Raw genomic sequence first — 12709 nt, 5'->3', positions numbered from 1 at the left:
TCTCGAATGTAAACCTCACTCTTCCATCCCCTCCAATTCTTCCGGGTCCAAATACTCCAAGTTTTCCCCCGCCGATCGGATCGCGAAATCTCGCGGGCTGTTCACGTCGGGCGTGGGTTCGGTGAGGGGGGCGTAGGCCAGGTGGGCGACGACCAGCGTGGCGCCGCGGAGCTGGGCGGCGGAGGGTGTTACTTCGACGCCAGGCAGCACTTTGTCGACGCGGCCGACGAGGCGAATCTCGCCCGCTTCCATGTGCGCGGGGTCGAGCGCCAGGCGGAACATCGGTTCGAGATTCAGTCGCTTCTCGTCGCCCGTAGTCTGCTTCGCCCGCTCATCGCCGAACACCTTTTCGCCGACGGGGGTGAAGCTGAGCGACTTGGCGATGCGTGGCTCCAGGTCGCCGATCCAGCACCCGAGAAGCCGCGGGGTGCCCTTCGCGTCCTTCTCGCAGCGAACCACCGCAACGTCGGCGAGCTGAAACTGCGATTGATTCAGCACCTGCATCGTCGGGCTACTTTGATCGAGCACTAGCGCGCCGTCGAGGGCGATCATCTGCTCGCTGTGGATCATATCGGTCGTCGAGCTCGAGACTTGCAAGCCGGCGAGGCTCGTCTCTTTCGCTTGATGCAGTTCGACGTTGTCGCGTGACTGACCGATGAGCAGGCGGAAGTCACCCTGCGGACTGTTCGGGAACGGAGCAGCGACGGCCGTTGGGTCGTCGAAACGCATGTCGTAGCTGCTCGAAAGCGATGTGTAGAGCGCCGTGTAACGGGAAAGGTGGGCTCGCGGGTACTTGCCCTGCACCTCTAATAGCGCGATCTCGGTTTGTGCACGTGCGAAGCCAATGTCGAGCTGCGCCTGATGCACCACCACCGCCGTGCCAATGATGGCGATGATGGGGGCGGCGATCCACGCGTACTCCACGCGGCCCAGGGCTTTGAAGAAAAACCAATTGATCGGCACGAGCACCACCAAATAAACGGCAAGGCAAGTCACCACGAACGACGCGTCGGGGATCTGCACGCCGGCGGCTTCGCGAAGCGACTCGCGTGCGGCGTTGCTCGTGGCGTTGAAGTCGTTCCACGAACCAATGCCGCCGAGCACCACGGGAGGCTGCGGGTCGAGGTCTTCCATCGCCGTCGGATCATAAGGTCCGATGGGATTGCCGAACTGGTCGTATTGCTGCTCGACACGCTTCGTGATGCGGTAGTTCGTGGCGTTCGGGTCCTTATGGGCGTCGCGGGAGAAGAGCCTCAGGTGCGTGACAAACTGGGCGTCGCGCATGTGCCCTTCGTTGCCGGCCCACTCGCCGTGCAATGCTCCCACGCCCCCGCCATAGCCAGCACCCGCACTCCACTCGCGCGGCAAACGTCGCATGATGCCGGCGTTGAACAGGTCGTCGTAGTGCGGCGACCAAGTCAGTAGATCGCGCTCGGCAAGTTGCATCCGCGAAACGACAATACGCCCACGACCGACTTGTCGTTCGACGAGCAGACCACCGGTCGAAGCGGCAAGTCCTGTGGACGTGTCGACTCCCTCGGCGAGATCAAGCTCGATGCCTGACCAGTCGCGGGTGACGTGCAGTTGCTTGGGCTCCTTCGCCGAGTCTTGCGGGCGAGTTTTGTCGGTCCAGTAGCGAGCCATTGGCTGCACGTCGTCTTCGGTAATGTCGACGACACCAGCGTCGGTTCCAGGTAGGTACGGCGAGAGAAAGCTGTTCTCCAGCAGCTTCAGCGAGTCCGGCCCGTTGATCACGATCTGCCCGCCCCAGTGCAACCAGTCGATCAGCGCCTCGCGGCGCTCGCGGTCGAGCAGCGCGGGGTCGACCTCGTCCCATAGTATGTAGGCAACGGTGGTCCAGCACATCGGGTTGTCGGGGAGCGGCACCTGCTTCGAAATGTCCGGCAGCAGCACTTGGTAATGCACGGCGTCTTCGCCACCGAAGTACTCGTCGTCCTGCGGAACCTGCACGCCGTTGAGCGTCTTGAGGAAGTTGTAGCGATTCGGTTCCTTCGCCAGGACGACGAAGAAGTACTGGTAAGAGTCCATCATCGACAAGCCGGCTCCTTGTGGAATGCCACCCACCACGGCGCCATAGTTCCGCTCGCGAAGCGTGCAACGCACGCTGGCGGAGTCCTGCGAACTCGGTACGAGGAACACGTTCTCCACTTGCCGAGGGCGGCCCTTGGCCAGTTGGACGGGGCGCGAGCTGCTGAGCGTGAACGGCGTCTCTTCGATCGGCACAGGGCGGCCCGACTTGTCGAGCACCTGTAGCAGGGTCTCGCCCGCCCAGTCCTCGTAGTTGGATTTCATGAGCTGCGACACGTTCATCCAGTGCCCCCGCTTCACGCGCGACACTTTCACGTCCGTGTCGCTGGGGAGCGAAATGGGGGCCTCGACGACGAATGGTTGCTTTTTGCGTTTCTCCTCTTCCTGACGGCGGCGTTCTTCTTCTCGTTTGCGAAGGTCCTCGGCTTCGAGATCGAGCCTTGCCTGGCGTTCCTGCGGCGTCTCGCTTCGGCATCCACCGCACCCGGAGGTGCCGAGCATGAGCGCAAGCATCAACAGCCACAGCACGCTGCGAAGCGAGCGAGTGTTCGCGAGGTTCGATAAGAGCGACTTCGAAGACATGGCGGCGGAATAAGGGAGGGACTACGAGTAATAATATAGGACTAGCATGGCGGCTCCGCGCATCGAACGCAATGCGCCAAGCTCGCTCAACATCAAGGCGAGCGGGTGAGCGTAAGGGCCGTGGTGATTCACGATAGTGCATTCGCTTTCCACACCCATTTAATGTCGCAGATCGGCGATTATTTCATTGGGTGCGACTTTATTCTTTCGGCGCGAAGTCGCGGGCTTCAAAAAACATCGTGTTTTCTCGGTCGAATTCATTGCTTGCTCTCGGGACTGAAAAGAGTAAAGTCGCAGGGTTCACCGCAGGTGCGACATTACTCGCTTCTTGCTCCCTCCCCCAAGTCGTTGCGCGCGGTGCTTCACCATTCGAAATAGTGCGAATCGCAACGACGTCTCGGGGAGGGCTGGGGTGGGGGCTGAGTTTGCGAGTGAACGGTCCATGTGACTAGTAGGCCGGGTCAAGCTCCGCGCCGACCCGGCGCATCGCGTGTTGCAGTTGTTGCCGCTCGCGATGTCGCCGTTTGCTACTCGGGTTTAAGTTGGTTCTTGTCTCACGCAAAGGCGCAGAGACGCCAAGGCGCAAGCGGTTAGCTCCGAAGGAGCGCGGCTTTGATAGCCCAGGGCGGAGCCCTGGGTAGAGTGATGAGATGGTGATTGTCAGCTCTGAAAGAGCGCGCTACCGTTTAACGTTTGCGCGCCGGTAGCGCGTCCCGTTGGGACTATCGCGGGGTTATGGACGAGTTCCCAGGACTTCGTCCTGGGCTATCGAAGCGCGCCACTTCGTGGCTAGGAAATGGATGGCGTGTGCGTGTTTTAAATGGCTTTGTTTCTCCTTTCTTCTCAGCGTCCTTTGCCGGATCGGCGCTCCGCTTGATCCGGCCTACTTATATGTACAGTCATCAACCTACCACAGGCGCGAGTACTTTCTAGTCCCTTTTTGGACAAACGTACATTTTCTCGAAAATAGTTTTCGGACCGGGAATTCTGGGGAGAATGTGGGAAAAGTTGCCCCACCTCGTTCCCACGCTCTGCGTGGGAATGCATGCTTGGCCGCTCTGCGGCCGTTGTGCGGAAGGGCCCCGGAGCGGCCTTCCACGCGTTCCCACGCGGGAGCGTGGGAACGAGGGTAGGATGGTGATTTCGCTGTCGCCGCTCCGCGGCTTTTGGTGTGTGGGGCGATTGGTCCCGGGGCTCGCGCCCCGGGCTATGCGCTTTCGCCGCTCCGCGGCTGGGTTGATTTTCCCACGCGATGTTCGCGGCGAGGGAGAGCGTACTGCGAAGGGCTGGCCCCCTCACCCTAGCCCTCTCCCCCAATTCGTTCGTGGGTAGATGGAAGACAGTTGGCAGTACGGCGCGCGAACGAATCGGGGGAGAGGGGACAAGATGTAGAAGCTTCAGCTTTACCCCCAGATCGGGTGGCACTACGGTTTTTATTGCGTGCGTGTGGCGGGTGCGATATGCTGGCGGTAGAGATCTTTTCTTTCTTACAGGACTGTCGGCGGCTGGCCGGTGGCGGGGGACTGTCGGCATAGACCACGCGCGGCTGGGCGGTGGAAGGAGTGCTGGGCATGGGCATTCAGGTACGTTGTCCGCATGGGCACACGTTCAAGGTGAAGGACAAGTACGCGGGCAAGCGGGGTCTGTGTCCCCACTGCACCGAGCAGGTCGTGGTGCAGGTTCCGGATCTCGAAAGTTCCGACGCGCTCGCCAAGGCGTATCGCCAAGCCGTGACCGACGAGCATCGCGCAGCGCACGCGGTCGACACGGGTAGCTCGTCGATTTTCGACGACGTGCCGCACGACGCCGACCCCAGTTCGAGTGGTAGCATGCTCGGTTCGAGCGTCATCCGTCACAACGTCCGCTGCAGCTTCTGCAACACATCGGTGCCGATGTGGTACGCGAAGTGCCCCTCGTGTGGGCACTTTATGGATCAAGGGTGAGGTGGTGAATGACGAATGACCGTAGGCCGGATCAAGCGGAGCGCCGATCCGGCGATTCACGGCGTGCCTACAGCTATCACGTCATGGACTTGCCAGTCGCTCGCCTGTTGTCGCAAGCGATGCAGACAATCGAGGCGGAGGTTGACTGGCAGGACAAACCCGTAAGCGCCGTATCGGCGCGGAGCTTGATACGGCCTACCTTAAATTGCCAGTCGGTCGCCTCTTGTCGCAAGCGACACCGACACCCTAAGGAATAGAACACGTGAGGAAGTGGCGGCCGGAGGGCTTGCGCCCTGCCGCTAGGATTGACGTGACACTAGGCAGAGGTGTGATGGCAGGGCAAAGCGTGAAGCGCCGGGTCGGCGCGGAGCTTGACCCGGCCTACTTCCCGCATCCAGCTTCTACTTCTCTTCGTCGCCTAGTGCTTCGGCGATGATGCTTTGGATGTCGAAGGCGCCGGTGTCGATGGAGTCGAAGATCGACTCGTGGACGGTTTGGGCGTCGTAGTCGCCGACGCGAGCGAGGATCTTGTCGATCTCTGCGGGGGTGTGGCCTTGGTTTTCGAGCCAGGTGATGAGCTGGGCGTGGCGGGTTTCGTGCGACATGGTGCTGGCAAGAGAAGAATGCGGTGCGGGGGATGCTAGCAAGGAATGTCGGCGAACAAAAACGCTGTGGCGACGCTCGGCAAGCTCTGCTATGGTTCGCGGCCCGGTAGCCTTGCGCGCTGGCCGGGGCTATCCGTATGCCTTGTCGACTGCCTTTTCCTTGTCACTCCAGTTTAGCATGAATCTTCGAATTTCGCTGCTACTGGCGGCACTTATGTTGGGTGCCGGTTGTACGACCACTCCTTGGCCGCTGCGAATGCTGCAGCGGCCCGAGCGAACCACCTTTCGGACGGCCGAGATGCGTATGGACGCGGTTCGCGACATGCGTTCGAAGGCTACCGGTGCCGACTCGCCCGACCAGCGCGAAATCGCCAATCAGCTTGCCCGGCAGATTCAGGTCGAGCCCGATCCACTAGTGCGGGTGGCAATTGTCGACACGCTGTCGGACTTCAAGACGCCGCTGGCATCGCAGGTGCTCGAAGCAGGATTGTCGGACGAGGACATGCAGGTCCGCCGGCATTGCTGCCTGGCACTGGGCCGTCGCAAAGACCCTGCCGCGGTGCCGGTGCTAGCGAAGACCATCAACACCGAACAGAAACTCGAAGTTCGCATCGCCGCAGTGAATGCACTTGGAGAGATCAACTCGCCCGATGCTTACGCGGCACTGGCGATAGCCATGGAAGATCGCGACCCCGCGATGCAGTTTGCTGGCGTTAATAGCATGAAGGCGATTAGCGGCAAGGACCTGGGTGGCGATGTCTCGGCGTGGTTACAATACGCACGCGGCGAGAATCCGAATCCGACGGAGCGAGAGATCTCGGTTGCGGAGCGGATTGGTGGTTTGAATCCGTTTAAGTGATGCCCCGAGGTGATTAGCCGTTTTGGCGCTAGCCACGGTTATCTCGAAGCAACCGTGGCTAGCGCCAAAACGGCTAGTGGCTCTCCCACAATTCGATTGCGCTTTCTGCGATTCCACAGCCCCCTTATGGCTTACGTAACTAGGCCACTTTTTCCCGAAGAATTTTACGGAAGTGTTAAGTTCCGTAACGTTTGAGTTCGTCCCCCTGAACTCCCGATAGAGTGTCCTAGGGTTGTTCCGTTAGGCCCGCGGGCTGCCCTCGCCATGCGATTGCTAGCACTGGCGGGGATGGCGTGCTTGACACGAACTGTTTGCGATTTGGGGGGGAGCGGTGCGGTTTTATCTACCAACAACGCTGATTCCACGCACCGACCAGAATCAGCGCCAGCGACTCGGCATCGCCGCGCTGGCAGCTCTGTTCGCGGGCTCAAGCTTCGTCTCGGTGAGCCTGTCGGCGACGCACGATCCACGTGTGGAGCAGACGGTGGCCGTCGATCCGCTGGAAGAGAGCGCGGACATTCCGCTGCCCGTCGAGTCGCTCCGCGCGGTGCATGGGCTCGATCTCAAGCAGCCGGCGAAGGTTCGCTTGCCGATCGCCAAGCAGCCTCAGCCGTCGAAGGAGGTCGAAGAGCCCACCGGCCCCGCGCTGCTGACGATGCCAAGCTTGGTGGCGCCGACCAACGCCCCGGTGAAGGCAACGCCGGCAACAACCAGTACCTCGGATCCGCTTACATCGCCGCCGGCTGCAACCACCGTCGAAGCGTCGCCGAGTGAGCAACCACCATCAGCGCCCGAGGCGTTCACGCCGGAGTGGCGACCGAGCGGGAAGGCTGCGAGCGGGAAAGGCCCGGTGGTGAGCGAACCGCAAGCGCCGATGGCGCGAGTGGTGGAAACGCCGGTGCTGGAGCGTGCCCCCGCGAAGACACAATCGGAAGCGACCGCGGAGCCAGCTCCGAGAACCACGACGGAACAAGTAGTCGAGGACGTTGCGCCGGCGAAGCCTTTGCGTCCGCTGACTCGCAATCAGATCTTCCTGCGCAACAAGATGCGCAAGGTGCTGGCGTACTACTACCGCAAGCCACTCAACAGTCGCGACAACGACGCGTGGGAAGTGATGCACGGCATGCTGGCATACGAGCTACATAGCCGCATTCGCTCGGGCGGCCCCAGCGGCGAGCCGGTCACCGCGATTGGTTGGTTGTGCTACAACAACCCGTGCAAGAACAAGCAGTTGATGCGGCTGAACGACGAAGGCAAGATTCGCGCGCAGTACGGCGTCGGCTTGCAGGGGCACATGGGCCAGTTCCTGGCGATGCTTGCCCAGTGCAACGTCGAGCGGACCTATCCGATTCGCGTCGACGACAAAGAGTTCACGATCGAAGACTTGATCGTGAGCGAGCAGGAGACGGCGTACCCCAACACCGAGCTGACCTTCAAGCTCATCGGCCTGATGCATTACTTGCCATCGGACACCCAATGGGTGAACGATCGCGGCGAGCAGTGGAGCATCGAGCGGCTGATTGAAGAGGAACTGAAGCAACCCATCCGCGGCGCGGCGTGCGGCGGTACTCACCGATTGGCAGGCCTGAGCTTGGCGGTCCGCAAGCGCGAAGCGCGCGGCGAACCGATCGATGGCGTGTGGCTGCGGGCCAAGCAGTTCACAGCGCAGTACGAGCAGTACTGTTATCGGATGCAGAACTCGGACGGCAGCTTCAGCACGTCGTGGTTCCAAGGTCCTGGCAAGGAGAAGGACATCGGTCGCCGGTGCCGGACCACAGGGCATCAGCTGGAGTGGATGATGTACCAGGTTCGCGACGAGCAGCTCACATCGAACCGCATCGTGAGCGCGACGAACTACCTGACGAACCTGCTGTATAGCGAGTCGACCGAAGAGTGGGAGATTGGGCCGCTGTGCCACGCCCTGCACGCGCTGGCGCTGTACGACGAGCGGGTGTTCCAACCGCACGATCAGCCGGAGCAAACGGCGGGCAACGCGGGGCAGCAGAACACGAACTCCGCGCGGCGGCCGAATGGGCAGCAGCAGCGACGGTAGCGTGTGGCGGCGCTGGTCGTCGGTTCATCGGGCTCGGAGAGCCCTCGCACCGCTTGTGTGGTTTCCTGTCAGGAAACAGAGAGCGGGCCTGACGTGCGAATCGTGCCTGAATTGTCGCCTATCCGTCCATAAGCTACACTTAGCGAGGGTCCAGCGCCGCGGGTTCTTCGCGGGTGCTGGTGGATCTGTTCGTACGGTCAGGCTCGCGACTCGGTGTAGGTGAATGGCGAAATTCAGCGATCAGTTTCAGGCGTTTTGCGAGCTGTCCCTTGGCCTTCAAACGGCGCGTAAGGCCGACGCCGTGCTGTTGTTGCTCGAACGCCCGACCGATTTCAAGCAGCTTGAGAAGGCAATGCCAGGTGCCAAGCTGGTGGTCGCCGGTGGCATGCCTTCGTCGCTCGAGGGGGCTTCGGAGTCGAACTACCCGACCATTCTGCTGAACATGTCGGACGAGACGCCCGTTTACGAGCGACTGACCCAGGCGCTGCTCGAAGGGGTGGCGATGGAGTACTTCGCCGAGGGGGCAACGATCGTCGCGGTTTATAGCGGCTTCGAGGCGGGGGTGATTGACTCGCTGAGCCTGATCAAGCTCGACGAGCACCTGGGTCGCCTGACCGTCCGCGACCTGCGTCAACTCAAGACCAAGATACCGGTGGAGACCATCAAGCTGGTGGTCGACCTTGCCGTGGAGATTGGCCGCGAGGGTCGCGAAGGTAAGCCGGTGGGTTCGTTGTTTGTTGTGGGCGACCATCGCAAGACGATGAGCTACTGCCACCCGATGGGCTTTGATCCGGTGAAGGGTTACAGCAAGGCCGAGCGTCAGCTGATGGACGTGAAGGTTCGCGAAGGGGTGAAAGAGATCGCCCAGATGGACGGGGCGTTCATCGTGTCGGCCGACGCGACGGTCATCGCGTCCGCGCAGTTGATCAGTGCACCGAACGTCCCCGAACTGAGCTTGCCCAAAGGAATGGGCGCGCGTCATTGGGCCGCCGCGGAGATCACCAAGGCCACGTCGGCTATTGCGATCGCGATCAGCGAATCGAATGGCACGGTGCGGGTCTTCCAGAACGGGGAGGTGAAGCTACGCATCGAACCCTTTCGTCGCGCCATGAAGTGGAAGGCGTTTGATACGGATAGCCCTGCGTAAGGCGGGTTTGTGGGAGGGGTCTCCAACGTCGAGCATGTGTTTTGTGGGAGGACTCTCCGAGTCCGATCTTCAAAGTCGAGTCTCGGGATCAGAGAGCCCTCCTACAGTTGAAGCTTCCGGGGGCGGGGACGACCCGGCTCACACGAGACGTTACGTAGGGCGCGTCTTCTCCGACCCCGACCAGGCTTGGTCGGGGCTATGTTTGAGTTGCACTGAGTTCGTTTACGCCTGCGAGTGCAAGCCGAAGACGTTGCCTTCGCTGTCCGAGGCGATGACGATGAAGCCGTACTGGCCGACCGAGAACTTCTCTTTGATCAGGTGCCCGCCTGCTTCGGCGATGCGGCCACCTTCGACAGCGCAGTCGTCGCAGCTGAAGTAGACCATCACGCTGTTGCCCCCCGCGGTCATCCCCTCCATCTTGGCGAGCGCACCCGGTGCGCCGTAGGAAGTGGCGTCCATCGGGAAGATGAGCATCTCGATTTCGGGCGTGGGGGTCGGCAGAGGCTCGAGCTTGGTGCCAAGCACCCGCTCGTAGAACGCCCTGGCGCGGGGCATGTCTTGGACGTAGATCTCAAACCAGCCGACGGGATTGGGTTTCATGGCAATGGCCTTAATTGGGGTCCTAGTAGCGAGGTGCCTTGGATCTTCCTTGACCCCGCCGACCGGGTCACGTTTTGGTGGGAACTGCGGACTCAACGCCTAAAAACTGCGAACTTTGGCACATAGCCGCAGGCCTTCGAGTTTGCACCCCCTGCTCGCGACCGATAGAATTACGAGTCCCACCGGCAGCAGAGATACTCCCACCCCCACCTGCCACGGACTTACCATGCGACGGCCATTTGTGCTTGTGTTGGCCCTGTGCACGTTGATGCCGGGTTCGCGGTTCGCGCTGGCCCAAGAACTCAACGCCGAGGAGTTCGACGCAGCGGGCATCGAGCACTTCGAGAATCGCATTCGGCCCGTGCTGGTCGAGTCTTGCTACGCTTGCCACTCGTCCGCGGCGGGGACCACCGAAGGAGAGTTGTCGCTCGACAATCGCGCAGGGGTTGCCCGCGGTGGAAGTTCTGGACCGGTGATTGTGCCCGGCGATCCCGCTGCCAGTCGGTTGATGCGGGCGATCGAGTACCACGACGCCGCGCTGCAAATGCCACCCGATGGCAAGCTATCGGACGAAGTGATCACCGCGTTCCGCGAGTGGATCGCTCGCGGTGCGCCCGACCCGCGTGATGGCGAGGCTGCCGAGGTATCGACCATCGCCGACCGTGCGGCAGAGCACTGGGCGTTTCAAAAGCCAGTGCGGCCCGAGGTTGCCGAGGATCCCACGGGCTGGAGCGCGAAGAACTTCGATCGCCTGATTGCGGCGCGATTGCAATCGAAGGATCTTACGCCGACGGACGAAGCATCGCGCGAGGTACTCATTCGGCGTTTGTACTTCGACCTCGTGGGCCTCGCGCCGACGATGGAGGAGATCGAAGCGTTCAAATCCGACAGCGACCCCGTGGCGTACGAAAAGCTTGTGGACCGCTTGCTCAGTTCGCCACAGTTTGGCGAGCGCTGGGCTCGGCACTGGTTGGACCTAGCCCGGTACTCGGACACCAAAGGCTACGTCTTCACCGAAGACCGCAACTACCCCAATGCCTACAAGTATCGCGACTGGGTCATCACGGCGATCAACGACGACATGCCGGTCGACGCATTCATTAAGTACCAGCTCGCGGCCGATCGCATGGTGACGGAGGACGCCGACAAACATCACTTGGCGGCGCAGGGCTTCGTGACCTTGGGCCGGCGGTTCATCAACAATCCGCACGACATCGCCGCCGATCGCATTGACGTGGTGTTCCGTGGGTTGATGGGGCTGACCGTGGCGTGCGCGCGTTGCCACGATCATAAGTACGACCCTGTGAGCGACGAAGACTACTACGCCGCGTATGGAATTCTGCAGAGTTCGCGCGAGGAGCAGGACGAGACGAACCCGCCGAGGTTGGTCGACAAAGACGCGCCCGAGAACGTGCAGGTGTTCATCCGCGGCTCGGAGCACAATCGTGGCGATGTCGTCGAACGGGGTTTTCCGACCTTCTTCACGAGCTTCGCGCCCAAAGTCACCCAAGGGAGCGGGCGGCTGGAGCTGGCCGAGGCGATCGTGCATCCCGACAATCCGCTGACGGCGCGAGTGTACGTGAACCGCGTGTGGGGGCATCTGCTCGGCGAGCAGTTGGTCGGCACGCCGAGCGACTTTGGGCTGCGATGCGAAGCGCCACTGCAACAAGACGTGCTCGATTTGCTCGCCATCGAGTTCGCCGAGAACGGTTGGTCGCTGAAGTGGCTGGTCCGTGAGCTCGTCACGAGCAGCACTTATCGGCAATCAAGCACCACGACCGCCGAGCAACTCGCCGCCGATCCCGAAAACGCGCTGTGGGGCCGGATGAATCGGCGGCGGCTTGATTTCGAGTCGCTACGTGATCGCTTGCTGGCGTCGGCGGGCAAACTCGACACGCAGGTCGGTGGGGCATCGCAGAATATCGCCGGCGAAGACGGCGGTACGCGGCGGACGCTTTACGCCCACATCGATCGCCAGAACCTGCCGAATCTTTTCCGCACGTTCGACTTTGCCAGCCCCGACGAGCACGTCGCCGAGCGGCCGCAAACACTGGTGCCGCAGCAGGCGCTGTTCCTGATGAACAGCCCGATGGTCGCCGAGATTGCGGGGTCGCTGGTGGGATCGCTGGCGTCGGCGGATACCGACACTCGAGTGACGGAGCTTTATCGCAAGATCCTCGGCCGAGCACCGACACCCAGGGAACTCGAGCTCGCGCGGCAGTTTGTCTCGCGGGGCGAGGCCGAGAAGCTGGCGGGCGACGAGTGGAACTTTGGGTACGGTGGGCTCGTGGAGGGAACGGTGCAATTCTCGCCACTGCCGATGTTCACCGAGAATCGCTGGCAGTCAACGAGCTTCCCCGCCGACGACGCGATGGGTTACGTATCGCTGACGGCAACGGGTGGTCATCCGGGCCGTAGCCGCGAGCACGCTTCAATACGCCGATGGACAGCGCCGAGTGCGGGCCAATTGATCGTCGAGGGCCTGGCTGATCGCCCCGAGAGTCAAGGGGATGGCATCGAAGCGATGCTCGTCAGCTCGCGCCGCGGAGTGCTTGAGAGTTGGGTGGTCGAGCACGGACAGCTTCCCACCAATGCGCGTGTTGGCGATGTCGAGCCGGGCGAGCACATCGACTTCGTGGTGAGCTGCCGCGAGAACGATGGTTTCGACAGCTACAACTGGCAAGCAACGATCACGCTGACCACCGCGACCGAACGCCGGGTGTGGCACACAACGCAGGGCTTCCGCGGTCCGACGGGCGAGCCAATGCAGCTTTGGGCCCAGTTCGCGCAAGCACTGCTGATGAGCAATGAGTTTTTGTACGTCGACTAAGGAAGAATTCGTCGCGGATATTCGCAGATTCTGGCAGATGG

General features: G+C 61.7%; 8 protein-coding genes. 5 read left to right on the top strand and 3 right to left on the bottom strand.

All coding sequences use genetic code 11. The annotated features are described in order from the left end of the window. Positions 1-15: 15 nt before the first annotated feature. The gene (locus tag SH292x_RS02770; RefSeq protein ID WP_442484055.1) at positions 16-2631 is read right to left on the bottom strand and encodes a hypothetical protein; all 2616 of its coding nucleotides are present in this window, start codon (positions 2629-2631) and stop codon (positions 16-18) included. Between the two features lie 1571 nt (positions 2632-4202). Here SH292x_RS02770 and SH292x_RS02765 point away from each other — a divergent pair. Beyond that, complete coding sequence (locus SH292x_RS02765; protein WP_442484054.1) at positions 4203-4574, top strand: hypothetical protein; 372 nt, start codon at positions 4203-4205, stop codon at positions 4572-4574. A 401-nt stretch (positions 4575-4975) separates the two neighbouring features. On the opposite strand, the gene SH292x_RS02760 is transcribed toward SH292x_RS02765, so the two are convergent. Continuing rightward, entirely contained in the window at positions 4976-5179 is a 204-nt protein-coding gene (locus tag SH292x_RS02760; RefSeq protein WP_442484053.1) for a hypothetical protein, read from the bottom strand. Positions 5180-5357: 178 nt separating this feature from the next. On the opposite strand from SH292x_RS02760, the gene SH292x_RS02755 reads away from it, so the two are divergent. The 3 genes from SH292x_RS02755 to SH292x_RS02745 all read left to right on the top strand — a co-directional run bounded on the left by SH292x_RS02755 (position 5358) and on the right by SH292x_RS02745 (position 9238). After that, positions 5358-6038 (top strand): HEAT repeat domain-containing protein, encoded by a 681-nt coding sequence (locus SH292x_RS02755; RefSeq protein WP_442484052.1) that lies wholly within the window; start codon positions 5358-5360, stop codon positions 6036-6038. A gap of 331 nt (positions 6039-6369) precedes the next feature. Continuing rightward, a complete protein-coding gene (locus tag SH292x_RS02750) occupies positions 6370-8091 on the top strand; it encodes a hypothetical protein (RefSeq protein ID WP_442484051.1) in 1722 nt (573 codons plus the stop codon). 223 nt (positions 8092-8314) lie between these two features. Continuing rightward, positions 8315-9238 carry a DNA integrity scanning protein DisA nucleotide-binding domain protein gene (locus SH292x_RS02745; RefSeq protein WP_442484050.1) on the top strand — a complete coding sequence of 308 codons (924 nt, stop codon included), beginning with the start codon at positions 8315-8317 and terminating at the stop codon, positions 9236-9238. A gap of 222 nt (positions 9239-9460) precedes the next feature. Here SH292x_RS02745 and SH292x_RS02740 read toward each other — a convergent pair whose 3' ends face one another. Beyond that, a complete protein-coding gene (locus SH292x_RS02740; RefSeq protein ID WP_442484049.1) occupies positions 9461-9838 on the bottom strand; it encodes a VOC family protein in 378 nt (125 codons plus the stop codon). A gap of 226 nt (positions 9839-10064) precedes the next feature. On the opposite strand from SH292x_RS02740, the gene SH292x_RS02735 reads away from it, so the two are divergent. Further along, a complete protein-coding gene (locus tag SH292x_RS02735) occupies positions 10065-12668 on the top strand; it encodes a PSD1 and planctomycete cytochrome C domain-containing protein (protein WP_442484048.1) in 2604 nt (867 codons plus the stop codon). Positions 12669-12709 lie beyond the last annotated feature (41 nt).

This window comes from Aeoliella fuhlenseeensis, assembly GCF_052161615.1.
In the GTDB taxonomy this organism is placed as follows: domain Bacteria; phylum Planctomycetota; class Planctomycetia; order Pirellulales; family Lacipirellulaceae; genus Aeoliella.
This window is presented reverse-complemented; position numbering and strand designations above follow the sequence as displayed.

What these genes read in the sequence shown, in the direction of transcription:
- SH292x_RS02765 (WP_442484054.1), top strand. Translation starts at nt 4,203, where the DNA reads ATGGGCATTCAGGTACGTTGTCCGCATGGGCACACGTTCAAGGTGAAG.
- SH292x_RS02770 (WP_442484055.1), bottom strand. Translation starts at nt 2,631, where the DNA reads ATGTCTTCGAAGTCGCTCTTATCGAACCTCGCGAACACTCGCTCGCTT.
- SH292x_RS02735 (WP_442484048.1), top strand. Translation starts at nt 10,065, where the DNA reads ATGCGACGGCCATTTGTGCTTGTGTTGGCCCTGTGCACGTTGATGCCG.
- SH292x_RS02740 (WP_442484049.1), bottom strand. Translation starts at nt 9,838, where the DNA reads ATGAAACCCAATCCCGTCGGCTGGTTTGAGATCTACGTCCAAGACATG.
- SH292x_RS02745 (WP_442484050.1), top strand. Translation starts at nt 8,315, where the DNA reads ATGGCGAAATTCAGCGATCAGTTTCAGGCGTTTTGCGAGCTGTCCCTT.
- SH292x_RS02760 (WP_442484053.1), bottom strand. Translation starts at nt 5,179, where the DNA reads ATGTCGCACGAAACCCGCCACGCCCAGCTCATCACCTGGCTCGAAAAC.
- SH292x_RS02755 (WP_442484052.1), top strand. Translation starts at nt 5,358, where the DNA reads ATGAATCTTCGAATTTCGCTGCTACTGGCGGCACTTATGTTGGGTGCC.